The organism is Pseudonocardia sp. C8 (assembly GCF_014267175.1).
Taxonomy (GTDB): domain Bacteria; phylum Actinomycetota; class Actinomycetes; order Mycobacteriales; family Pseudonocardiaceae; genus Pseudonocardia.
This window is the reverse complement of the sequence record NZ_JACMTR010000002.1, coordinates 1843457-1866738: the sequence shown is the minus strand read 5'-3', so window position 1 is coordinate 1866738 and position 23282 is coordinate 1843457. Positions and strand designations below refer to the sequence as shown.

General features: G+C 74.8%; 24 protein-coding genes. 5 read left to right on the top strand and 19 right to left on the bottom strand.

Features of this window, described 5'->3' with window-relative positions; all coding sequences use genetic code 11:
* Positions 1–9: 9 nt before the first annotated feature.
* From H7X46_RS09400 to H7X46_RS09350, 11 genes are all read right to left on the bottom strand, one after another.
* Positions 10–1242: an alpha/beta hydrolase gene (locus H7X46_RS09400; protein WP_186359042.1), complete on the bottom strand. Its 1233-nt coding sequence runs from the start codon at positions 1240–1242 to the stop codon at positions 10–12.
* A gap of 1 nt (position 1243) precedes the next feature.
* Positions 1244–2026 carry a maleate cis-trans isomerase gene (locus H7X46_RS09395; RefSeq protein ID WP_186359041.1) on the bottom strand — a complete coding sequence of 261 codons (783 nt, stop codon included), beginning with the start codon at positions 2024–2026 and terminating at the stop codon, positions 1244–1246.
* Complete coding sequence (locus tag H7X46_RS09390) at positions 2023–2349, bottom strand: hypothetical protein (protein ID WP_186359040.1); 327 nt, start codon at positions 2347–2349, stop codon at positions 2023–2025. The genes H7X46_RS09395 and H7X46_RS09390 overlap by 4 nt, the downstream gene beginning before the upstream one ends.
* Positions 2346–3011 carry a VOC family protein gene (locus tag H7X46_RS09385; protein WP_370588673.1) on the bottom strand — a complete coding sequence of 222 codons (666 nt, stop codon included), beginning with the start codon at positions 3009–3011 and terminating at the stop codon, positions 2346–2348. The genes H7X46_RS09390 and H7X46_RS09385 overlap by 4 nt, the downstream gene beginning before the upstream one ends.
* A complete protein-coding gene (locus H7X46_RS30365; RefSeq protein WP_186359039.1) occupies positions 3004–4638 on the bottom strand; it encodes an FAD-dependent monooxygenase in 1635 nt (544 codons plus the stop codon). Before H7X46_RS30365 ends, H7X46_RS09385 begins: the two co-directional genes overlap by 8 nt.
* Positions 4635–6326 (bottom strand): (2,3-dihydroxybenzoyl)adenylate synthase, encoded by a 1692-nt coding sequence (locus H7X46_RS09375; protein WP_186359038.1) that lies wholly within the window; start codon positions 6324–6326, stop codon positions 4635–4637. The genes H7X46_RS30365 and H7X46_RS09375 overlap by 4 nt, the downstream gene beginning before the upstream one ends.
* A 94-nt stretch (positions 6327–6420) precedes the next feature.
* Positions 6421–7278, bottom strand: coding sequence for a TetR/AcrR family transcriptional regulator (locus H7X46_RS09370; protein ID WP_186359037.1), 858 nt, complete (start codon positions 7276–7278; stop codon positions 6421–6423).
* A complete protein-coding gene (locus H7X46_RS09365) occupies positions 7275–8573 on the bottom strand; it encodes an aromatic acid/H+ symport family MFS transporter (protein WP_186359036.1) in 1299 nt (432 codons plus the stop codon). Before H7X46_RS09365 ends, H7X46_RS09370 begins: the two co-directional genes overlap by 4 nt.
* Positions 8570–9481, bottom strand: coding sequence for an alpha/beta hydrolase (locus H7X46_RS09360; protein WP_186359035.1), 912 nt, complete (start codon positions 9479–9481; stop codon positions 8570–8572). Before H7X46_RS09360 ends, H7X46_RS09365 begins: the two co-directional genes overlap by 4 nt.
* A gap of 114 nt (positions 9482–9595) precedes the next feature.
* Positions 9596–10714 (bottom strand): Gfo/Idh/MocA family protein, encoded by a 1119-nt coding sequence (locus tag H7X46_RS09355; RefSeq protein ID WP_186359034.1) that lies wholly within the window; start codon positions 10712–10714, stop codon positions 9596–9598.
* A gap of 8 nt (positions 10715–10722) precedes the next feature.
* Positions 10723–11001: an Lrp/AsnC ligand binding domain-containing protein gene (locus H7X46_RS09350; RefSeq protein ID WP_186359033.1), complete on the bottom strand. Its 279-nt coding sequence runs from the start codon at positions 10999–11001 to the stop codon at positions 10723–10725.
* 288 nt (positions 11002–11289) lie between these two features.
* On the opposite strand from H7X46_RS09350, the gene H7X46_RS09345 reads away from it, so the two are divergent.
* Positions 11290–11598: a hypothetical protein gene (locus tag H7X46_RS09345; protein ID WP_186359032.1), complete on the top strand. Its 309-nt coding sequence runs from the start codon at positions 11290–11292 to the stop codon at positions 11596–11598.
* Between the two features lie 35 nt (positions 11599–11633).
* On the opposite strand, the gene H7X46_RS09340 is transcribed toward H7X46_RS09345, so the two are convergent.
* The 7 genes from H7X46_RS09340 to H7X46_RS09310 all read right to left on the bottom strand — a co-directional run bounded on the left by H7X46_RS09340 (position 11634) and on the right by H7X46_RS09310 (position 18775).
* Positions 11634–13016 (bottom strand): FAD-dependent oxidoreductase, encoded by a 1383-nt coding sequence (locus tag H7X46_RS09340; protein ID WP_186359031.1) that lies wholly within the window; start codon positions 13014–13016, stop codon positions 11634–11636.
* Between the two features lie 60 nt (positions 13017–13076).
* Positions 13077–13937, bottom strand: coding sequence for a PaaI family thioesterase (locus H7X46_RS09335; RefSeq protein ID WP_186359030.1), 861 nt, complete (start codon positions 13935–13937; stop codon positions 13077–13079).
* Between the two features lie 58 nt (positions 13938–13995).
* Complete coding sequence (locus tag H7X46_RS09330; protein ID WP_186359029.1) at positions 13996–14961, bottom strand: GlxA family transcriptional regulator; 966 nt, start codon at positions 14959–14961, stop codon at positions 13996–13998.
* A 67-nt stretch (positions 14962–15028) separates the two neighbouring features.
* On the bottom strand, positions 15029–16093 hold the full coding sequence (locus tag H7X46_RS09325; protein WP_186359028.1) for a winged helix DNA-binding domain-containing protein: 1065 nt from the start codon (positions 16091–16093) through the stop codon (positions 15029–15031).
* A 226-nt stretch (positions 16094–16319) separates the two neighbouring features.
* Entirely contained in the window at positions 16320–16784 is a 465-nt protein-coding gene (locus tag H7X46_RS09320) for a pyridoxamine 5'-phosphate oxidase family protein (protein ID WP_186359027.1), read from the bottom strand.
* Positions 16785–16838: 54 nt separating this feature from the next.
* Positions 16839–17627, bottom strand: a complete 789-nt coding sequence (locus H7X46_RS09315; protein WP_186359026.1) for an IclR family transcriptional regulator C-terminal domain-containing protein — start codon at positions 17625–17627, stop codon at positions 16839–16841.
* Positions 17624–18775 carry a lyase family protein gene (locus H7X46_RS09310; protein WP_186359025.1) on the bottom strand — a complete coding sequence of 384 codons (1152 nt, stop codon included), beginning with the start codon at positions 18773–18775 and terminating at the stop codon, positions 17624–17626. Before H7X46_RS09310 ends, H7X46_RS09315 begins: the two co-directional genes overlap by 4 nt.
* A gap of 40 nt (positions 18776–18815) precedes the next feature.
* On the opposite strand from H7X46_RS09310, the gene H7X46_RS09305 reads away from it, so the two are divergent.
* The 4 genes from H7X46_RS09305 (at position 18816) to H7X46_RS09290 (ending at position 22021) form a co-directional block, all read left to right on the top strand.
* Positions 18816–19463 (top strand): HAD hydrolase-like protein, encoded by a 648-nt coding sequence (locus H7X46_RS09305; protein ID WP_186359024.1) that lies wholly within the window; start codon positions 18816–18818, stop codon positions 19461–19463.
* 44 nt (positions 19464–19507) lie between these two features.
* Positions 19508–20407 (top strand): MOSC domain-containing protein, encoded by a 900-nt coding sequence (locus H7X46_RS09300; RefSeq protein ID WP_186359023.1) that lies wholly within the window; start codon positions 19508–19510, stop codon positions 20405–20407.
* Between the two features lie 241 nt (positions 20408–20648).
* Complete coding sequence (locus H7X46_RS09295) at positions 20649–21392, top strand: CoA transferase subunit A (protein WP_186359022.1); 744 nt, start codon at positions 20649–20651, stop codon at positions 21390–21392.
* 2 nt (positions 21393–21394) lie between these two features.
* Entirely contained in the window at positions 21395–22021 is a 627-nt protein-coding gene (locus H7X46_RS09290) for a 3-oxoacid CoA-transferase subunit B (RefSeq protein WP_186359021.1), read from the top strand.
* Between the two features lie 43 nt (positions 22022–22064).
* Here H7X46_RS09290 and H7X46_RS09285 read toward each other — a convergent pair whose 3' ends face one another.
* On the bottom strand, positions 22065–23183 hold the full coding sequence (locus H7X46_RS09285; RefSeq protein ID WP_186359020.1) for an FAD-binding oxidoreductase: 1119 nt from the start codon (positions 23181–23183) through the stop codon (positions 22065–22067).
* Positions 23184–23282: the final 99 nt, after the last annotated feature.

Sequence of the window (23282 nt, the reverse complement as noted above, 5' to 3'; positions counted from 1 at the left end):
GCTACCCACTCACAAGTCCCTCATCCACTCGGCGATGATCCCGGCGGCGCGGTCCCGGCGCCGGTCGCCGGGGTCGACCGGGTTGCCGTAGTGGTCGGCGGCGATCGCGTGGACCTGCAGGTCGCTGCTGGCGATGGTGTCGACGATGCGGTCGACGTCGCCGGGGAAGACACAGTTGTCGGCGGTGTAGGAGACGAGCAGGGCCGGGAGCGTCATGTCCGGCCCGGTCCGGGCGATCGTCGCGTTCGACGTGTGCGCCGACCACGTCGACAGCCACGCGTCCGGGGTGGTGAGGCGCCCGAAGCCGGCGATGCCGTAGTTCGTGACCTCGGGCCGCGGGCCGATCACGGAGCCGTACCCGCGATCGGACTTGTCGAGGCCGAGATCCATGGCCCGCAGGTCGGCGTCGGTGCGCCAGACCGTGATCAGGCGGGCGGTGCCGGCCCGGCGCCGGTCGTCCGGGGTCGCGCCGCCCGCCTTGACCCTGGTGCGTGCGTCGCGGGCTTCGGCGACGTGTGCGCGGGCGCGCTCGTCGATGCGGGCGACCCGGTCGAGCTGGGCGGCGCGGTAGCGCTCCACGAACCCGGGCGGGTAGCTGGAGCTGTCCGGTGCGGGCCGGTAGCCGTTGTGCTCGGCGAACGGGTCCAGCGCCGGGTCGACCGAGAAGGGATCGTCCTCGTCGGTGACCGAGGGGTCGATGCAGTGGCCGAGCAGGGTGCCCTGCCCGGGGTGCGGGGCGAGGTAGGCCAGCGCGTCGAGCATCGGGAGCGTGGCCCGGTCGAGGGCGCTCGGCCGGCCGGCCGGGGTGCGGGTGATCCGGTCGGACGGCGCCCGCTGGGACTGCTGGACGTAGTAGGTGAGCAGCCCCCCGCCGCCGGAGTTGCCCAGGCCGACGGTCCGCCGGAACCCGACGGTGTGCAGCCACTCCAGGCCGGCGCCCAGGTCGAGCAGGGCCTGCTCGTGGACGAGCCGGAGGTCGTTGCCGGCGTCGCGGGACTGCTGGACGTACACCGCGTCGCCCGCCCCGACCAGGGCCGGGATCAGGTAGTGCCGGGAGAAGTCGACCCGCGGGTGCATCAGCACGACGACCGTGGTCTCGCGGGGTTCGCGGCCGGGCGGCGTGTACAGGGTGCCCTTGGCCGCGTTGCCGTCCACGGTGACCACGGTCTGCAGGTGGATGCCGGTACCGGCCGGCAGCGTCGCCGGGTACCAGTCGACGTTGAGGCCCGGGTTCGCGGCCATGTCAGGCACCCACCTTCGCGTCGCGGGTCAGGAGGCGACCGGCGCCGGGCAGGTCCACCGCGAGCCCGAGCCGGTCGAGCAGGGTGAACGCACCCGCGGTGGCCGCCGACAGGACCGGCAGCCCGAACTCGTCCTCGGCCGCCTGGACCAGGGGCAGCGACGGCATCTGCACGCAGGCCGACAGGACGAGCGCGTCGGCGCCGGCAAGGTCGAGAGCACGGGCGGCACCGAGGACGCGGTGGCCGGGCAGGCACCCGACCTGGGCGTTGTCGGCGACCTCGAGGGCCCGCCAGTCGGTCACCGTGACGCCCTCCGCCTCGAGGTAGCCGACGACGAGCTCCGCGACCGGGCGCAGGTAGGGCATGACCAGCGCGACCCGCTCGGCGCCGGTCGCCCGCAGGGCGTGGACGAGCGCGCCGGCGCTGGACACGACGTGCGCGCCGAACCCGCGTGCGGCGAGCTGGGCGGTGGCGGCCTGCTCGGTGCGCTCGTGCTCGCCGACGCCGTCGGTGTGGCCCTGGGCCATGAGGGCGACCAGGCAGGCGTAGAGGACCGCGTCGACGCCGGCGTCACCGATCTCGTCGATGCAGCGGCCGCGCTGCGCGTTCATCGCGCGCAGCTCCTCGGGCGAGACCGTGTGCATGCGCATCCGGGTGGAGTGGAAGGAGAACGTCGCCTCCCGGTGGCGCTGCAGCAGGGCCGGCATCTCCGTCTCGACGGTCACGTTCGAGCTGGGGACGACGAGCCCGATCCGGTGATGCGGCCGGTCCGGTGAGCCGGTCATCGTGCCTCCTGCGGTGCGTGGACCACGCGCAGCGCGTCCTTGTCGTGCTGGGCCACACGCGCCTGCTGCAGGCCGGCCAGCGCCGAGTACCAGACGGCGTGCCGGCAGCCGGTGGCCCGGCGGTCGATGACGATCTGGTCGCGGGTGCTCGTGTGGCCGGCTCCGACGTCCTCGCCCGGGTCGGCGGCCTCGGGCGCGCCGTCGTCGTCGAGCGCGATCCGGTAGTACGGGCCGACCTTCTCGACCTGCAGCAGCGCGTCCTGCTCCGCCACCTCGACGACGCCCTCGTTCTCCGGCACGTCGAGCACGAACACCGCGGTCACGTCGTCACCTCGGCCGGGTCGGCCGGGGCCTCCCAGCCCGCGGCCCGTTCGACGATCAGCTCGGCCTTGCGGGTGAGCAGCTTCTCCAGCGACGGGTCGGGCCCGTCCGCGACCTCGCAGAGGGCCTCGATGGTCAGCTCCGCGTCGAGGTCCTCCTGCGGGGTGACCGGGCGCAGCGCGCGGGTGATCTCGACCATGTACCCGTTCGGGTCGTGGGTGTAGATCGACTCGATGGTCTCGTGCTTGACCTGCATCTCGCACGGCCAGGCGCTCTCGTCGAGGCGCCGCCGGTACTCGAGCAGGTCCTCCTCGGTGTCGACGTGGATGGCCAGGTGCCGCGAGCGCACGAAGAAGTCCGGCACGTCGGCGGCGAACCGGGCGTACACGTCGCCCTTGGCCGGCCCGGGGTCCCCGGCGACGGCCCGGTCGACGCCGAAGTAGTAGAAGAACGCGATCCGGTCGTCGTTGCCGATGTCGAAGAAGAAGTGGATGAAGTCCGGGTGGTCCTCCGGGCCCCATCCGGCCGCGCAGATCGAGTGCACGACCGGGAACTTCAGGGTGTCGCGGTAGAAGCGGACGGTCGCGGCCGGGTCGAAGGTCGGGAATGCGGCGTGGTCCACGCCCTGCACACGATGCTCGGTGCGGATGCTGTCGTCAGGCACGGTGGTCCTCCTCGAAGGTGTTCGGTGACGTGTCGGCGGGCGGCAGGGGGCAGACCAGGTCGGCGCGGCCGGCGACGACCCCGGCGGCGAGGTCGTCGCGGCACGACGCGGGCCCGTCGACGACGACCAGTCCGCCGGTCTCGGCGCGGACCCGCTCGCCGAGGTCGAGGCGGGTCAGCACGCTCCCCCGATCGGCCGGTCCGGTGAGCCAGACCCCGCGCCACCCGGCGAGGACCAGGTCGTTCAGGTTCTTGACCAGCGTGTCGGCGTCCGGGCTCCAGGGATCGCCGAGCGTGACCGGGACGCGGGCCAGGTCCGCACCGGCCGGTGCCGCGGCGACGTCCGGGGCCGGGGTGCTGAGCCGGTCGCGCTCGGCCGGAGCCAGGACCCGGCCGTCCCGGCGACGGTCGCCGTGACGCAGCGGGCGGGCCAGCACCCACTCGACGACGTCGTCGGCCGGCACCTCCGCCGGGTCGGCGCCGGCGAACCCGGCGAGCCCCCGGCGGACGATCTCGGGATTGGTGCCGGCGAAGCGCTGCAGCCCGACGTTCCCGGTCCGGGTCATGTAGGCGAGCATCAGCTGGTCGACGGGCAGGTGGGTGCGGCGCGGGAAGGAGTCCCACCACAGCCGGCTGCGCCGGGCCAGTTCCTGGAGCCGCTCGACCTGGGGGCGGCGCACGCTCTCGTAGGCGGCCAGCGCGGTGGGCAGGTCGCCGGCCTCGGCGATCGCGTCGCGCAGGGCGATCGCGTCCTCCATCGCGAGCTTGGTGCCGGACCCGACCGAGTAGTGCGCGGTGTGCGCGGCGTCGCCGAGCAGCACGGCGTTGCCGCGGGTCCAGCGCGTGCAGTGCACGGTGCGGAAGCGCAGCCAGCGGGTCCGGTTGCCGATGAGGTGGTGGCCGTCGAGGTGCTCGGCGAACGCGTCCTGCAGGTAGGCCAGCGCGGTGGTGTCGGAGGCGTCCGGGGCGGTCGCCTCGGTGGTCGCGTCGAAGCCCGCCGCGCGCCAGGTGGCCTCGTCGGTCTCGATGAGGAAGGTGCTGCGGTCGGGGGCGTACGGGTAGGCGTGGGTGACGAACGTGCCGTGCCCGGTCGTGACCGGGGCGAAGATCGCGGTCTCGAGCGCGAAGTCCGCCCCGGCCCACAGGTAGAGCCCGCCGGCGACCTCGACCTCGGCGCCGAAGTCCTCGGCGTGGTCGGTGCGGGTCTGGCTGCTCACCCCGTCGGCGACGACGACCAGGTCGGCGTCGAGCTCCTCGAGCCGGCGGCGTTCGCCGTAGCACAGCTCGACGCCGGCGGCCCGCGCGTGCCGGTCGAGCACGGCGAGCAGCTCCGGGCGGGCGATGCCGATCAGCGGTCCGTTGTGCACCCGCGCGGCCCGGCCGTCGACCAGCATCCGCATGTCGTGCGGGCGGCCGGCGGCGATGATGTCCCGCTGCGTGGCGGGGTCGGCCTCCTCGAGGTTGCGCTGGGTGCGGCCGGCGACCGCGACCCCGAACCCGAAGGTCGTCTCCGGGGTGCCCTGCTCGTGCACCCGCACGACCGCGTCCGGATGGGCGAGCTTGAGCAGGCGCGCGGCGTACAGGCCGCCGGGGCCGCCGCCGAGGACGGCGATGCTGTCGAGCCTCATGAGACGGCCTTCTCCTTCTCGATCTTCTCTTCGACGCCGGCCCGCAGGTCCTTCTTCGAGACCTTCCCGACGTTGGTCAGGGGGAACGCGTCGAACACCTCGACCCGCTCGGGCAGCTTGAACTTCGCCAGTCCCTGGTCCAGCAGGAACCGGCCGAGCGAGTCGACGGTCGGCGCCCCCGCACCTTCGGCGGTCACCAGGCAGGCGCAGACCCGCTCGCCGAGGACGGGGTCGGGCATGGCCACCACGGCCGCGTTGCGCACGTCCGGGTGCCGCACGAGCAGCTCCTCGACCTCCTCGGCGTGGATCTTCTCCGCGCCGCGGTTGATGACGTCCTTGATCCGGCCGTCGATCGCGTAGAACGCCCGGCCGTCGAGGACGTGCCGGGTCACCAGGTCACCGGTGCGGTAGAAGCCGTCCGAGGTGAACGCCGTGGCGTTGTGCCCGGCGGCCCGGTAGTAGCCGTTGATGGTGTACGGACCGCGGCAGGCCAGCTCCCCGAGCTCGCCGTCCGGCACCTCGCCCTCTCCGGTGACGTCCAGGACCCGGACCTCGTCGGCGGGCGAGATCGGGGTGCCGACGGTGCTCAGGCGGGCCTGCTCGGGCGCGTCGGGCGGGGTGTAGAGGAACATCCCCTCGGCCATCCCGAACATCTGCAGTGCCCGGATGCCGAGCTCGCGCTCCAGGCGCTCGATCAGGTCCGCGCTCGGGCGCTGGCCGCCGAGCACGAACCGCCGGATGCTGCTGACGTCGGCGTGCCCGGCCCGCTCGTGCTCCAGCATCCGGATCGCGACCGCGGGCGGCACCACCGGGACGACGGTGACCCGCTCCGCGGCGATCAGGTCGAACAGCCGGCCCGGCTCGGCGTCGGGCGCGACGACGCAGGTCCCCCCGACGAGGTGGGCGGGCTGCAGTGCAGCCGCGGTACCCGCGTTGTGCATGATCGGCAGCGGGTGCAGCAGCACCGACTCCTCGGTCATCTCGAGCACCTCGGCCCAGATCCGGGAGTTGTAGACGTACTCCTCGTGCCGGCGCGGGGCGACCTTCGGCAGCCCGGTGGTGCCGCCGGAGAGCTGGAGCACCACCAGCCCGTCCGGATCGATCGCGGCCGCGGCCAGCTCCTCGCGGGCCCGCCGCTCGTCACCCGCGTCGAGGATCCCGGCGTAGGCGTGCGCGGTCCCGGGTGCGTCGCCCCGGGTCACGATCAGCGTGTCCAGGACGTCGATCTCGCGCTGCAGCCGTTGCCCGAGTCCGACGAGGTCACGGTTGCGGAAGTCGGCCTGCACGAGGTGGCCGCGCGCCCCGGTGTGCTCGGCGAGCCGGCCGATCTCCCGCTCCCCGTGCTGGGGCAGGGTGCAGACCGGGACGACCCCGGCCCGGATGCAGCCGTAGTAGGCGACCACGGTCTCGAGCTCGTTGCCGAGCTGGAACATGACCCGGTCACCGGCGCGCAGCGAGGTGCGCGCCAGCAGCCCGGCCCCGAAGGCCGCGGCCCGCTCGTCCAGCTCGGCGTGGGTCAGCCGGCCCTCGACGGTGACCAGTGCGGTCCGGCCCGGATGCGCCCGCGCCGCCCGGTGCAGCGCCTCCCCCAGCGTCTCGCCCGTCCACAGCCCGCGGCGCCGGTAGGCCTCGGCGCGTTCGAGCGGGAAGGACGGCGGGGTCGGCGGGATCTCGGTATCGACCGGCATGGCAACTCCCCAGGGATGAGAACAAGAGTGTAGAACTATCGACAGCAGTGTCAAGCGCGACCTGCGGCTGCGCCCGACCGGCCGGGACGGCGGATCAGGCCTGCGCGTTCGGGTCCGCGGGGTCGGGGTCCGCGGTGGTCGGCTCGGTGGCCGCGCCCGGGGCGGGGCCCGCGCCACCGGTTTCCGACAGGGCGCTCTCCAGGTGGGCGATGTCCTCCTTGAGGAGGGCGAGCGCCGCCCACGGGCCGGGCTGTACCTGCCGGTCGTCGCCCCGCCGGACACCGGCCATGACGAGATCGAGCAGCACATCCGCGACGGCCTCCGCGTCCCCGTCGGTGCCGGCGCGGTACCACCAGGCGACCCAGTTCGCCATGCCCAGCATGCCCAGGGCGACGGTGCGGGCCTCCAGCGGCCGGAACCGGCCGGCACGGGTCGCGTCCTCGATCAGGGCGGTGAGCAGTTCCAGCACGCGCCGACGGGCCCGGCGGTGCAGCTCGGCGATCTCGGCCGGCAGGTCGGGCTCGCTGCGGTCGAGCAGCCGGAACCGGGTGGTGTTGCGCGCGTTGTTGACGATGATGCGGCGCAGGGCCTGTTCGACGCGCTCGTCCTCGGCGAGGTCGTGGCGGGCCCGCGCCTCCTCGAGGATCTCGACCACCCGCTCGAGGACGTCCCGCACCAGCGCGGCGAGGATCTCCTCCTTGTTGCTGACGTAGTGGTACAGCGCGGGGCGGCTGATCCCCATCGCGTCGGCGATGTCCTGGAAGGAGGTGTTCGCGTACCCCTGGGCCGCGAACAGGCGGGCCGAGTGCTCGAGCAGCTCGTGGGACACCAGCTGCCGGCGATTGTGCTGCCGCGCCATCGCTGTCCCACCCTGCTCGTCCGACCTGCGTCCGCCGCCATCCTGCACCACGGCGGCGAGCCGCTTCGGACGCAGGTCCGCCTCCGCGCTCACGACGCACCTTCCCGCTCACGCACCGGCGCGGGTCCCCCGTCCGCGCGCGGGCGGCGATCCGGCCCGGCCGGAACCCGGTCCGCGGACACCTCGGCCGGGCGCGGGACGAGCGCACATGCAACCGCCCCCACCACCGCGACCAGGGCGAAGACACCGGCGTTCCAGCCCAGCCCGAGGCCGGCGGCGACCAGCGAGCCGCCCACGACGGGCCCCGCCACCGCACCGAGCCGGCCGATGCCGCTGCTCAGCCCCAGCGCGGTCGCGCGCCGCAGCGGCGGGTAGTGCGCCGCGACGTAGCCGTAGACCACGATCTGGTTCCCGGTGGTCGCGGCACCCGCGACGAACACCAGCAGGTAGAGGACGGCGGCGGGCAGCGGTACCGCGATCAGCCCCAGCGACACGACCGCGAGGGCGAACAGGATCGTCGCGACCCAGCGGCTGCCGTAGCGGTCGGCCAGCGCCGAACCACCCAGCCCGCCCGCGACGGCGCCGACGTTGAGCACCAGCAGGAACGCCAGCGCCGACCCCAGCTCGTATCCCGCACCCCGCATCAGCTGCGGCAACCAGGTGTTCAGCCCGAAGACCAGCAGGAACCCGCAGAAGTTCGCGACGACGAACAGCGCGGTGGCGACCCCGGCCCGGCCCCGGACCAGCTCCAGGAGCTCCCGTCGCTGCCGTCCCGGCGCCGTGCGGCGCTCCCGCCGGACGAAGCTCGGCGACTCCGGGAGCAGCCACACCGCCAGCGGCACCAGCGTGACGAGCGGGAGCGCTCCGATCGCGAACAGCGTGCGGAAACCGAACGGTTCGAGCAGCGCGATCGCCAGGACCGCGGCCAGCACCCCGCCGATCGGGAACCCACACAGCATCAGACCGTTGAGAACCTGCCGGCGCGCGACCGGCGCGAGCTCGACGACCAGCGCGATCGCGGTCGGCGGGATACCGCCGAACCCCAACCCGGCGAGGAACCGGAACAGGCCCAGCCATGTCGGGTCCGGAGCCGCCGCAACCAGGAGCATCATCACCGAGAACCAGGTCAGCGATGCGATGAACAACCGCCGCCGGCCCATCAGGTCGGTCAACGTTCCCGAGGCGATCGCCCCGATGAACATCCCCAGCAGCGCGTAGCTGCCGATCGCCCCGGCCTGGGCGGGCGTGAGCCCCCACGGCTCGTACTGCAGCAGGGCGGGCATGACCGAGCCGTAGACGATCAGGTCGTACCCGTCGAACACGATCGCGCCGAAACACAGGCCGACCGCTGCCGACGCCGCACGGGGACTGGTGGACGGTGTGGTCATGACGACCTCCCGGAGTCGGCCCGCGTCGCACGCACGGCGAGGCAGGTCTCGAAGAACGCTGCGGTGGTGAGGTGGTGGGCGTAACCGGTGCGGTGGGCGTCGAGGCAGTGGCCGGCGGCGCGCTGGACGGTCACGGCGGCCCCCTCGACGCCCTTCAGCGCGGTCGCGGCCTGCCGGCGCGCGTCCTCGTCCGCGCTCCAGATCCCGTCGTACTCGGGGAGCACGTGCAGGACCGGGACCCGGATGCCCGCGGCGACCTCGGGCATCGCCTCGTGCCAGGCGAGTGCGTCGCGCAACTCCGCGGCCGGGATGGGGTGCAGGTCCTCCCCCACCTCCTGCTGCACGGCCGGGTCCACCAGGGCCGGGTCCGCGACGAACATGATCTGGTCGCGGGCCTCGTTCGGCACCGCCACGTGCGGGTCGTCGCCGACCAGCGACGCCCACATCGCGTGGATCCCCGGCTGCCACACCATGCCCATCCCCGACGCCATCACCCCGTGCAGCGGGGTGGCGGTGTCAGCGGCGGCCGCGGCGACCGTCATCGCGAGCATGCCCCCGATCGAGTGGCCGACGAGGAACACCGGCAGCCCGTCGCCGCGGTCGGCGTGGAGCCGGTCGATCGCGCGGTGCAGGAGCGCGGCCTGGGCGCGGAAACCGCACCGCTCCGGCGCGATTCCCGCCGACGCGCCGTAGCCGGGGCGGTCCAGCGCGATCGCCCGGTAGCCGAGGTCGGCGTAGTTGCGGAGCGCCGACGCCCGCGGCGCCGAGCAGAGGTCGTAGTACCGGCTCGAGTAGGACCCGCCGTGCAGCGCGAACACGATCGCCCGCGCGGCGGTGTCCGGTTCGGCGGCACGGCCGCTCAGAACCTGCCCCTCGACCTCGATCTCGATGGCCGACACCTGTGTCATGGCCACTCCCTTCGACAGTGATGTCGAACTATGGACATCTCTGTCCGGAGCGGCAATAGTCCGAACGGGTATCGCCCCGTGAGTGGCAAGCAGGGCCAGGGCCCTGCTAGCCACTCACGAGCGCGTCAGCGCAAAGGGATTCCAGTCCGCCGGCAGGGCAGGTGGGACCGTCACCGTGCTCGTGACGTCGACCGCGGCCCCCCGCTCACCGGCCTCCAGCGTGGCGAGCATGGCGTCGAGCACGTGCAGCGCGACGGCACCGGAGGCCCGCTCGGGCTCCCCCGCCGCGATCGCCCGGGCCAGCTCCAGCACGCCGGTGCCCCGGCCGGCCTGCCGCCCGGGCACCTCGTACTCCACACGGCTGCGGGAGGTCGCCTCCATGCCGATGCGTTCGGCGACGACGGCGGGGTTCCCGTCGAACCGGTTCGGGTCCGGCACGGCCAGCACCGCCTCGGTGCCGGTGATCTCGAGCAGGGTCCGGCGCAGCGGCGAGTCGAAGCTGAACGTGCACTGCGCGGAGCGGCCGCCCGCGAAGTCGTAGAGCGCGACGACGTGCGTCGGCACGGTCACCGGGAACTCCTGCCCGGCCCGCGGCCCGGAGCCGGCGGTGCGGACCTCCCGCGACCGGGCGGTGCGCGCGGTGACCCGGGTGATCGGGCCGAGCAGCTGCACCAGCGCGGTCAGGTAGTACGGGCCGAGGTCGAGCAGCGGGCCGGCACCCTCGGCGAACAGGAAGGCCGGGTCCGGGTGCCACTGGTCGGGCCCGGGTTGCTGCATCAGGGCCAGTGCCGTCAGCGGGGTGCCGATCGCGCCGGCGTCGAGGAGCCGCCGCGCGGTCTGGATGCCGCCGCCGAGCACGGTGTCCGGTGCGGCCGCGACCCGGAGCCCGGTGGTGGCGGCGGTGTCGAGCAGCAGCCGGGCGCCCGCACGGTCGGTGGCGAGCGGCTTCTCGTTCCACACGTGCTTGCCGGCGCGCAGCGCGGCCAGCGCCACCTCGACGTGCGCCGACGGCACGGTGAGGTTGACGACGATGTCGACGCCGTCGTCGGCGAGCAGGCCGTCGAGGTCGCCGAAGGCGGGTACGCCGAACTGCGCGGCCCGGGCCTTCGCGCGGGCCGGGTCCCGGGAGGCGACGTACCGGACGTCCAGGTCGGGGAACCCGGTCAGGTTGGACAGGTACTGCTCGCTGATCACCCCGGCGCCGACGACGCCGACGCCCACGCGCCCGCTCACGTCGCGCGTCAGTCGAGCCCGATGGCGAACGCCGCGTCGGTGTCGGCCTTCGAGTAGGACCGGAAGGCGATGTGGGTGTCGGTCGCGATCACACCCTCGACCTTGCTGAGCTTGCCGGCGATGACGTCGGCGAGCTGCTCGTGCTCGCGGACCTTCACGACCGCGATGAGGTCGACGTCGCCGGCGCACGAGTACACCTCGGACACGCCGTGGATGTCCGCGATCGCCTGCGCGGTCTCGGGGATCCGGTCGGTGGCGGTGTGCACCAGGACGATCGCGGTGATCACGGCGGGTTCCCCCTCGGGACGGTGGTCGGCGTCGGCGATCAGGCTAGTCGGTAGGAGATCGATGTGGCGCACGACGCACGGGCTTTGCTACCGTGCCCGCATGCGTTCCGTCGAGCACACCCCTGCTCCGGTCGCAGCGCTGCCCGCACGACTTCTCGCGGTAGTAGCCCTGCGCGTCGGCTGATCCAGGCTGCCGACGCGCCGCGCCCGATCCCGGCGCTCCCCTTCCTTCTCGAGACCTGGCTCGCGTCCGAGCATCTTCTCGCGCCACGCACGGAGCCACCGATCATGAGCATCACCGCCGACCGCCCGACCACCTTCACCTTCCCCGCCGGATCGGGCGGGCCCGCCGACATCGCGGCCCGCATGCCGCGCCGGCACACCGTCGTCACCGCCGACGGGCTGCACGGGGCCATGCAGGTCGCGACCGCCCTCCAGACCTGCGGCCGCCCCCTGCGGGAGTTCTCCGTCGACGTCCGCGAGGGCGTCGCCTACGGTTCGGTCACCTGCACCATGTCGATGACGCCCGCGGAGGCCGACGAGTTCGAGACCCGGATGCGCGCGATGCCGTACGTCCTGGCCGTCGACCCGTACTGATCCCGGCCGCGCCCGTCACCGGGGGGCGACCGTCGTCAGGGGGTCGCGTTGGTCCGCCCGCGGGCCGCGTCCAGCATCGCCGCCCGCTCGGCGATCTTGACCCGTTCGGTGCCGCCGCGGCGCTCCCCCAGGGCGATCTCGGCGGCGTCGAGCCGCTGCCAGTCGTCCCACAGCACGGGGTCGATGCCGTACTCGCGCAGCCGGGCCAGGACCGCGTCACCACCGGGCCGGGGCGGGGTGCCCAGCCGGGGCAGGTCGGCCAGCACCGACGCGGCGGTCTCCGCGCCGTCGACCTTGTTGGTGCCGATCACCCCCGTCGGGCCGCGCTTGATCCAGCCGGTCACGTAGTTGCCGCGCACCGGCTCCCCGCCGAGCAGCACCCGCCCGGCCTCGTGCGGGACGGTGCCGGTCGACCGGTCGAACGGCAGCCCGTCGATCGGCTCGCCGGTGTAGCCGATGGCGCGGACCACGAGCCCGGCGTCGATCACCTCGGTCTCGCCGGTGCCCCGGACCCGGCCGTCCGGGCCGATCTCGTTGCGCTCCACCTCGACGCCGCGCACCCGGCCCCCCTCCCCGAGCAGCCGGACCGGGCTGCGCAGGAAGCGCAGGTCGATCCGCCGCCGCCCGCCCGCGCCCGGCGGGTGGGCCGACCACTCGGTGAGCGTGTCGACGACCTGCCGCATCCGGCGTTCCGCGGGTTCCTCGACCCCGGCGGCGAGCACGCCGTCGTCGTGCACCCGCACCTCGACGTCGTCGAGCCGGCCGAGGCCCCGCAGCTCGGCCGGGGTGAACCGGGCGTGCTGCGGGCCGCGCCGGATCAGCACGTCCACCCGCTCGACGGCGCTGTCGCGGAACCGGTCCAGCACCGCGTCGTGCAGGTCGGTCGCCGCGAGGTCCTCGGCGGGACGGGCCAGCATCCGGGCGACGTCGAGCGCGACGTTCCCGGCACCGACGACGACCGCACCGGGCCGGTCCAGGGCCGGCCCGGCCCCGGTGGCGTCCGGGTGGCCGCAGTACCAGGAGACGAACGCGCCGGAACCGACCGAGCCGGCCAGGTCCTCACCGGGGATGCCGAGGCTGCGGTCGTGGGTGCTGCCGGTGGCGTGCACGACGGCGTGGTAGTGCTCGCGCAGCGCCTCGTGCGGTATCCCGCCCTCCCCCACGTGCACGTTCCCGAGGAACCGGACACGTTCGGGGTCGTCGAAGGTGGCCACCAGGGCCCGGACCACCGACTTCATCTTGAGGTGATCGGGGGCGACGCCGTAGCGCACGAGGCCGTACGGGGCGGGCAGCCGGTCGACGACGTCGACGTGAACCCCCGGATCGCCCTCGAGCAGCGCCTCGGCGGTGTACAGGCCGGACGGGCCGGACCCGATCACTGCGACCCGGTACGGCCGGGGGCTGTGCGGGGACGACACGGTCGGCACCTCCGTGGAACGTGTGGTGACGACGCTAACAGCCCACGACGCCCCGGGCGATCATCGGAGCGCGCGGAGACCCCCGCCCACCGCGCGCGCCGCGAGGCGCCCGTCGGCCAGCAGCAGCTCGGTGTGCACGGTCCAGAACCGCCGGCCGTCCCGGACCGTCTCGGAGCGGGCGCGCAGCGGCGCGCCGACCGGCACCGGGCGCAGGTAGTCGACCGTCAACGACAGCGGCCGGGCCGGGCCGGGACCGGACCGTCGCAGGTGGAAGGCCTGCGCGGACTGCGCGAACCCGGCGAGCACGGCCCCGTGCGTGGTGCCGTTGAGGTTCATCGTGGACGGGCCGGGGGTGAGCACGGGATCACCGTCGTCGGTGCCGAGCCGGTCCGGCTCGAGCCGGGCCGGGTCGAACGGCGGGATCCCGGCGCGGAAGTCGGCGGCGCCGTCGCCGGGCTTCGCGGATTCCGGCCCGGCGAGCCCGCCCGGGCGGTCCGGGACGCCGCTGAGCGCCATCGTGGCGACGGCGTGCGCGACCAGCACCCCGGTGTCGTCCCGGATCTCCGCCCGGCCGGCGCCGATCTCGTCGTCGAGGTGCAGCAGGGTGATGTCGGCGACGAGCTCCCCGGCACCGGGCGCCGGCGGGCCGGCGAGGTCGATCCGCAGGTCGACGGTGGGCGCACCCGCGGTCAGGCGCGCGGCGGAGAAGATCAGTTTCCCGATCCCGGAGTCGGCGAGCACCGCGGGGAGCACGGGCCGGACCCCGCCGTCGCCGGCGCGGACACCGTCGTGCAGCGCGGCACGCAGCCGCAGGCCGTCCGGGAGCGGCGACGGGTCGCGCACCACCCCGAGTCCCGCATCGACCGGCCCGAGCCCGAGGTGGCCCCGGGTCCTGCGGCCGGGGTCGGTGGTGGTGGTCATGCCCGTCATCGTGCGGGACCGGGCGGGACCTCCGGGTGGGGCGCGGGTGTGCCGTCGGTCACGCCGGGGTCGCGGCGCGGTGGCAGCGGAACGTGCTGCGGTAGTCGACGGGGGCGACGCCCAGCGCCCGCCGGAAGTGGTGGCGCAGCAGCGCGGCGCTGCCGAACCCGGCCCGGGCGGCGACGGCGTCCATCCCGAGGTCGGTCTCCTCGAGCAGGGTGCGCGCGTGCAGCACGCGCTGCGCCGAGATCCAGCGGTGTGGCGTGGTGCCGGTCTCCTCGACGAACCGGCGGGCGAAGGTCCGCTCGGACATGGCGGCCCGCCGGGCGAGCGCGGCGACGGTGTGCTCGGCGTCGAGGTTCTCCAGCATCCAGGCCAGCACCGGCGCGAGCGAGTCGGCGGTGCACTCCGGCACCGGGAGCTCGACGAACTGGCGCTGCCCGCCCTCGCGCTGCGCCGCGACGACCATCCGCCGCGCGATCCCGTTCGCGACGGCGCCACCGAGCTCGCGGCGCACCAGGTGCAGGCAGGCGTCGATCCCGGCGGCGGTGCCGGCCCCGGTGACGAGGTCGCCGTCGTCGACGTAGAGGGCGTCGTCCTCGACGAGCGCCTCGGGGTGGGCCCGGCGCAGCTCGTCGGCGTGCATCCAGTGGACGGTGCAGCGACGGCCGTCGAGCAGCCCCGCCGCGCCGAGCACGAACACGCCGGAACAGATCGACATGACCATCGCGCCGCGGGCGCGGGCCTCCCGGACCGCGTCGAGCGCCTCGGGCGGGAACTCGCGCAGCGCCGTCGCGGCGACGCAGACCAGGTCGGCGCCGGGCAGCGCGTCCAGCCCGTGCTCGGGGGTGATCGTGACCCCGCTCTTGGTGCTCACCGGCCGCCCGGCCTCGACACCGCACACCTTCCAGTCGAACACCGGCAGCCCGTCGTCGGAGCGGTCGAGGCCGAAGACCTCGCAGAGCACGCCGAACTCGAAGACCGCCAGCTCGTCGAGCACCAGGACCGAGACGCTGCGCAGCATGGGCCGACGGTAGGCGGCAGGAACCGGCAGGTCCAGCGAGATCCTGCCGGACGTCGTCGGGATCCGGTCAGGACCGGTGCCAGACGGCCAGCCGCTCGGCCTCCTCGGCGACGGCGCGGCGGTCGTCCCGGTCCTGGTCCGGCTCGGTGAAGGGGTCGGTGACGACCCGCCCGTCCCGGTAGGTCCAGGTGCCGGCGACCCGGCCCCCGACCAGGTACACCGGCGCCGACCGCGGCTTGCTCGTCGCGAACACGTGGTGGCGGTGCTCGGCGGGCAGGATCCGGGTGCGGGCGGCGTGCCCGAGTAGCAGGACGGCGTCGAACGGGCCGAGGAAGCGGACCGGGAGCGGGGTGCCGGGGCCGGGCAGCGGGGCGTGCGGGACGTCGACGAGCTCGGCGCCGTCCTCGCCGGCGAACCGGCGCAGCGTCAGCTCGCCCAGCGCGGCACGGGCGACGCCGACCGGCCAGCCGGCGAACCGCGCGACGTCCGGCGCGGACGCCGGGCCGAACGCCCTCAGGTACCGGCGGGCGAGCTCGACCTGCGCCGCGCGGACCTCGTCGTCGGTGGGTCCGCTCCCGGGCGCTCCCGGCCCGGCGGCCAGGCCGTACACGTGCGCCCGGGGCGCCTCCCACGTCCCGGCCGGCGGCACCCGGACCAGCCCGACCCAGTGCTGTACCCCGGGAAAGGTGCCCGCCGGCACCCCGCGCGCGGCGAGCTCCGCGGTGATCTCGGCCTGCCGGCGCGGCCCGCCGGCCAGGAACTCCCGTACCACGGCCGCGGCCGCGACCATGTCGTGCTCGGTGACGTCGCGGCGCATCCGCAGCCAGTTCGCCCGCTGCTCGGCTCGCACCGCCGCGGTGAACACGTCGTGGTCGCGCCGGGAGAGCATGTGGACGGTCGAGCGCATCGCCCAGGCCTGGACGACCCGGCCGTCTCCCAGCATCGCGGTCAGCGAGTCGCGCTCGAAGCCGGCGAGCCGGGACCACAGGCCCAGGTAGCCGGACGGCGCGTGCTGGGTCTGCAGGCCGCACAACCGTTCCAGCGCCCGCGGGACCGGGAGGCCGGACCGCTCCAGCAGCAGCTGGCGGGCGAGCAGCGCGCGCAGCGAGTCGTCCGCGGTGAGCAGGCGCATGCACCGGAGTCTGCCCGGCCACGGATCCGGCGCGCCCGCGGGACGCCCCGCCGAGATGCGGTGCGACCCCCGCGTCGCGCGGGTCGCCGGCTCCTCGCCGAGATGCACTCCAGCGTTCGGCGAAGATCGACAATTCGCGCTCAGGTGCATGTCGGCGGGATGTGGCGAGTCGGGCACCGCGATCAGGTCCGGGCGCCGCCCCGGTGATCGGCGATGGTCCCCGGGCTCACCCGTGCCGGTCGGCGACGATCTGCTCCAGGCCGTCCGGACCGGCGCGCCAGGCGACGATCCGGTGCAGCCGCACCCGGACCGGCTGGGCGAACACCGCCCGCCAGGAGTCCAGGTCCTGGCCGCGCAGCATGTCCCGGTACTTCTCGCCGAACGCCTTCAGCTCGGCGGGCGCGGGATCACCCGTGAGCGTCGCGTCCCCGTCGGCGAGGACGACGTCGGTGCCGGACGCGGCCGTGTCCAGCGCCAGGCACACGCCGGGGCGTTCCCGCAGCCGCCCGACCTTCGCGGTGTCCGGCCGGCTGAACAGGACGATCTCGGGGTCGGCGAACAGGAACCAGACCGGCACCGAGTGCGGCCGGGCGTCCTCGCCGACCGTCGTGAGCCAGATGATCGGTTCGGCTGCCAGCCGGGCCGCCGCGTGGTCGTGCCGGGGGTCGGCCGGATCGAGCAGCGGGGTCATCGCCGCTCCCGGACGGTGATCGGTGTCACGTGCTCCATGCCGGGAGATGATCCCCTATCCGGACGCCCGCAGGTCGGCCTCGATCGCCGACACGCACGCCCGCAGCTCCGGCAGGATCTCGGTGCGCAGGGCGGCGGCGTCCCGCCGGGACGCGTGGGTGGACACGTTGGCGGCGGCCGTCACCCGTCCGGCCCGGTCGTGCACCGGCACCGCGATCGACCGCAGCCCGGCCTCGAGCTCCTGGTCGACGACGCAGTGCCCGTCGGCCCGTACCCGGTCCAGCTCCGCGCGCAGCGCGCCGGCACCGGCCACGGTGTGCTCGGTCAGCGTCTCCGGGTGCAGGCCGTCCAGATAGGTGTCCAGGGTGGACGGCGGCAGCGCGGCGAGCAGGACCCGGCCCATCGACGTCGCCCAGGCCGGGAAGCGGGTGCCGATCGTGATCGTCACCGTCATGATCCGCGCGGTGGGCACCCGGGCGACGTAGACGACGTCGTAACCGGACTCGGGATCGCCGTCGAGCACCGACACCGACGCCGACTCGCGCACCGTCGCGACCAGGCGTTCCAGGTGCGGGGTGGCCACTTCGGGCAGTCCCATCGCCGACAGGTACGACCAGCCCAGCTCGAGCACCCGCGGGGTGAGCGTGAACAGCCTGCCGTCGGTGCGGACGTAGCCCTCGTCGGCGAGCGTGAGCAGGAACCGGCGGGCCGCGGCGCGGGTGAGCCCGGTCGCCCGGGCGACCTCGGCGAGTGTCTGCTGGGGACGGTCGCCGTCGAACGAGCGGATCACGGCCAGGCCGCGGGCCAGCGAGCGGACCTGTTCCCGGCGCTCCCCGTCGCTCATCGCGGCCGTCCCGCGAGCACCCGGTCCACGAGCTCGGGCGCGTGCCCGGGCCCGCCGCCCTGCGCGCCGGCGGCGAGGGCGAGGTTGCGGGCCATCGCCTCGGGGTGCACCTGCAGGCCCTCCAGGCAGACCCGCAGCCGGGCCGCCGCCCCGGCGGTGACGCGGAGGAGCTCGGTGAGGGTCCCCCACTCGGCGTGCCAGGCGCCTGCGGCGCGCTGGAACTCCTGCTCGGCGCCCGCGAGCAGGGTCGCGACCAGCCCGGGAGCCCGCTTCGCCGACCCGCGGGCGGTGACCGCGGCCGCCGGGTTGCGCTTGTGCGGCATCGACGACGAGTCCCCCGGCGCGGCCTCGGACAGCTCGCCGACCTCGGTCGCGGACAGCAGCACGACGTCGGTCGCCGGCTTCGCGCAGGCCCCCGCCGCGACGCCGAGCGCCCCGGCGAGCTCGCCGATCCGGCTGCGCTCGGTGTGCCACGGCACGCCCTGCGGGGCGAGCCCGAGCCGGGCAGCCAGGGCGTCCGCGACCGCGGGGCCGTACGGGTGGGCGGCGGCGAGCGTGCCGGCGGCGCCGCCGTACTGGACGGGCAGGTCGTCGAGGAGCTGGGCGAGCCGCACCCGGGCCCGGTCCAGCCCGGCGCACCAGTTCGCCGCGACCAGCCCGAACGTCGTCGGCAGGGCCTGCTGGCCGAGGGTGCGGGCCGCGCACCGGGTGTCGCGGTGGGCTCCGGCGAGGCCGGCGGCGGCGTCGGCGCAGGCGGTGAGGTCGTCGACGATCCGGGCGCCGGCCCGCCGGGTCAGCAGCACCAGCGCGGTGTCGAGGACGTCCTGGCTCGTCGCGCCGGGGTGGACGGCCCGCTCGGTGCCCGGCGCGATCCGCGCGCCGGCCGCCTTGAGCCGCTTGACCAGCGGGATCACCGGGTTGCCGCCCTCCACCGACGCGGCGGCGAGCTCGGCCGGGTCGACTCCGGCGACGGCGGCGACCGCGCGCTCCACCCCGTCGGCGTCGGCCTCGGCGACCGTCCCCTGCTCGGCGGCGACCGCGGAGAGCGCCAGCTCGACCTCCAGCAGGGCCGCGATCCAGGCGGCGTCGTCGAGCACCCCGTCGACCCGGTCGGTGCCGGAGAGCGGCCCGAAGAGCGAGTTCGCCATGCGGACGAGTGTACGGCCGGCGCACAGGGACAATGGTCGGGTGCTGACCCACATCCTGCTCGATCTCGACGGGACCCTCGTCGACTCCGCCCCCGGCATCCTCGGTTCGCTGCGCCGCGCGATCGACGAGGCCGGCCTGGACGTCCCCGACTCCGCGCTGGGCACCCACCTGCTCGGGCCGCCGCTCTACCGCTCGCTGCCGCCGATCCTCGGCGACGCCGGCACCGCCGCCGTCCTCCCGATCTACCGGCGGATCTACGGCGACGAGGACGGCTGCCTGGACTGCACGCCCTACCCGGGCGTCGAGACGCTCCTGCGGGGGCTGTTCGACGCCGGCGTGACGATGGCGCTGGCCACCAGCAAGGCCGAGCCGTCCGCGCTCAAGATCCTCGCCCACCACGGGTGGACCGACCTGTTCACCGAGATCGTCGGCGACACCCGCGCGGCCGACCGGCCCACCAAGGGCGCGGTCGTCGCCGAGGCGCTGCGCCGGCTGGGCCACCCGTCCGGTGCGGACGTCCCGCCGATGGTCGGCGACCGGCTGCACGACGTCGAGGGCGCGGCCGAGCACGGCCTGCGCTGCCTCGGTGCGGGCTGGGGCTACGCCGAGCCGGGCGAGCTGGTGGCCGCGGGCGCCGAGACCGTGTACGCATCCGCGGACGACCTGCGGGTGGCGCTCCTCGGCTGAGGACGATCTCGCGAGCCGGGCCCGGAGCGGGTAGACACCCGGGTATGACGGTCGTCTCCCTGCACCGGTACCCGGTCAAGTCCATGCTCGGCGAGTCCGTGGAACGGTCGGTGGTGACCGGCCGGGGCCTGCTCGGCGACCGCGCGCTGGCGGTGTACGACGTCGAGTCCGGCACGGTGGCGAGCGCCAAGGTGCCGCGACTGTGGGCCGGCCTGCTCGGCTTCTCGGCGCGGTTCGCCGCCGAGCCGGAGCCGGGGCGCCCGCTGCCGGAGGTCGAGATCCGGTTCCCGGACGGCTCGATGCTGCGTTCCGACGACGCCGGAGTCGACATCGCACTGTCCACGGTGCTCGGCCGGGAGGTGCGGCTGGTCGCCGAACCGCCGGAGGGCAGCCAGTTCGAGGAGGTCTGGCCGGAGTTCGAGGACCTGCCGGTCGGCGAGCTGGCCCCCGAGCAGCTCATCGAGGGCACGACCGCGCGGCGGGAGGAGTCCGGCGAGCGGGTCAGCCGGTTCGACGTCTCGGCGTTCGGCGCGCCCGGGACCTTCTTCGACCTGTCCACACTGCACGTCCTCACCGAGTCCACCCTGGACCGGCTGCGGGAGCTGGCACCGGAGGTCACGTTCGACGTCCGCCGGTACCGGCCGAACGTCGTGCTCGACGGGACGGGCACCGGCTTCGTCGAGAACGACTGGCCCGGGTCGGTGGGGACCATCGGCAGCACCGGCGTGCGGTACTCGTTCGCCACGATGCGGTGCGTGATGACCACCCTTGCGCAGGGTGACCTGCCGCGTGACGCCGGCGTCCTCCGGACCGTCGCCAAGCACAACCGGATCGAGATCCCGCAGGTCGGCGGGGTGTGGGCGTGCGCGGGGGTCTACGCCGACGTCACCGCGGACGGCGAGATCGCCGTCGGGGACGGCCACAGCACCCCCACCCCGCCCTGACCCCGCACCGGCGAGGCCCGGTCCGCGCCGCTCACGGGATCCGGTGCCGCTCACCCGGTCGCGCGAGCGTGGCCGGGCTCCGTGAGCGCCGGCGAGGTGGTCGCCGCTCCCCGCGTCACCGCCGTCCCACGAACGACCCTTTCGTCGCGGGAAGAGCGCACGCCGTCGTGTTCGCATAACGAACGCTTGTGCGTGTGACGAACACTCATGTACGGTCGTCGGCGACGGAGGTGTGTGCGTGATGGACAAGGTGGTGGCATCCGCGACGGAGGCGGTCGCCGACATCGGTGACGGCGCGTCGTTGGCGGTCGGCGGGTTCGGCATGTGCGGCGTGCCGACGGCGCTGATCGCGGCGCTGCTCGAGCAGGGCGCGACCGATCTGGAGACGATCTCGAACAACCTGGGCGTCGACGGCTTCGGCCTGGGCACCCTGCTCGCCGCCGGCCGCATCCGGCGCACGATCGGCTCCTACGTCGGCAACAACAAGGAGTTCGCCCGCCAGTACCTCGCCGGCGAGCTGGAGCTCGAGCTGACCCCGCAGGGCACCCTGGCCGAGCGCCTGCGCGCGGGCGGGGCCGGGATCCCGGCGTTCTACACCCCGGCCGGGGTCGGCACGCTCGTCGCCGAGGGCGGCCTGCCCTGGCGCTACCACCCGGACGGCTCGGTCGCGGTGCTGTCACCGACCAAGGAGGTCCGCGAGTTCGACGGCACCTCCTACGTCCTCGAGCGGGCACTGACCCCCGACTTCGCACTGGTCCACGCCTGGAAGGGCGACCGGCACGGCAACCTCGTCTACCGGCGCTCGGCCCGCAACTTCAACCCCGACGCCGCCGCCGCCGGGCAGATCACCATCGCCCAGGTCGAGCACCTGGCCGAACCCGGCGAGATCGACCCCGACCACGTGCACACCCCCGGCATCCACGTCCAGCGCGTCGTGCACGTCCCCGACGCCGACAAGCCGGTCGAATTCAGGACGGTGCGCTGATCATGGCTCTCACTCGCGACGAGATGGCCGCCCGGGTCGCCGAGGAGCTGCCCGACGGCTCCTACGTCAACCTCGGCATCGGCATGCCGACCCTGGTCCCCGGGCACATCCCGGCCGGTCGCACGGTGATCCTGCACTCCGAGAACGGCATCCTCGGCGTCGGCCCCTACCCGACAGACGACGAGGTCGACCCGGACCTGATCAACGCCGGCAAGGAGACCGTCACCGTCAACGACGGCGCCGCCTACTTCGGCTCCTCGGACAGCTTCGGCCAGATCCGCGCCGGCAAGCTCGACGTCGCCGTGCTCGGCGGAATGGAGGTCGCCGCCAACGGCGACCTCGCGAACTGGGCCGTCCCCGGCAAGATGATCAAAGGCATGGGCGGGGCGATGGACCTCGTCCACGGCGCCCGCCGGGTCATCGTGATGATGGACCACGTCTCCAAGGACGGATCACCGAAGATCGTCGAACGGTGCAGCCTGCCGATCACCGGGCTGGGCTGCGTGACCCGGATCGTCACCGACCTCGCCGTCATCGACGTGACCCCCGACGGCCTGCAACTCGTCGAGACCGCCCCCGGCGTCACCGAAACCGAGATCCGCGACAAGACCGGCGCACCGCTGCGCTGACGCGCCCGTGAGTGGATACGCGGGCCCCGGCCCCACCAACCACTCACGAGCGCGCCAGCGCACTCCCGACGTCGTCCGGTGCCGGGCGTCCGAGGATCACCGCTGCGGCCAGGGCGGCGAGCGCCGGCGCCGACTCGATACCGGAGCCGCCCTGCCCGGCGACGACGTGGAACCCGGGATGGCCCGGCCGCTCCCCGAGGACCGGCGCCCGGTCCGGGGCGAAGGTCCGCAGGCCGGCCCAGGCGGTGCGCACGGACCGCAGGCCGAGCGTGGTCGCGGCACCGACCCGGTCCAGGGCGAGCGCGACGTCGAGCTCGTCCGGCCGCGCGTCGCCCGGCGGCTGGGGTGACTCGTCGGCTGGTGACACCAGGACCGTGTCGGCCTCCGGTTTGAGGTACCAGCATTCGGCGGCGTCGGCGATCAGCGGGAGCGGGGCGCCGTCCACCCGCAGCACGGACGGGTCCGCGACCGGGCACGCCGCGATCGTGCGCCGGTACGGGACCAGCCCGATCCGGGGGACGCCGGCCAGTGCGGCCACCTCGTCGGTCCACGCCCCGGCCGCGTCGACGACGGCCCCGGCCCGCACGACGTGCCCGGCGGCCGTCGTCGCGACCCAGCCGCTGCCGTCCCGCGCCAGCGAGACCACCCGCGCTCCGCGCAGCACGGTGCCGCCGCGGGCGCGCAGCCCGCGCCGGTAGCCGTCGTGCAGGGCGGCGGTGTCGACGTCGGCGGCGCCGGCGGTCCACGCGGCCGCCCGCGGCGGGTCACGCAGCACCGGTGCCCGGCGGTGGGCCTCGGCGGGGTCCAGCGCGACCGGGGCGCCGGGCTCGCCGCGTTGCTCGGCCAGCATCGCGGTGAGGGCGGCCGCCCCGGCGTCGTCGGTGGCGACGTGCAGCACCGGGCGCGGGGACAGCAGCGGTGGCGTCCCCAGCTCGTCGGGCAGTGCCGCGAACCGCGGCCCGGACGCGGCGATCAGCGCGCGGAACGGGGCCGACCCGTGCCCGGGGATGTAGGTCGCGGCGGAGCGGGCCGTGGCGTGCACCGGCATGTCGTGCTCGGCCTCGAGCAGCACGACCCGTGCGTGCGCGGCCAGCTCGTACGCCACCGAGACCCCGGCGATGCCGCCGCCGATCACGACGAGGTCCGTCTCGTGCCCGTCCATCACCGGCGACGATAGCGGCGCGAAAACCGGTGGCACGGCGCCGCGGCGCTCCCTACCGTCCTCACCATGCTGATCCGGTTCCGCTGAGCGGCCCGCCCG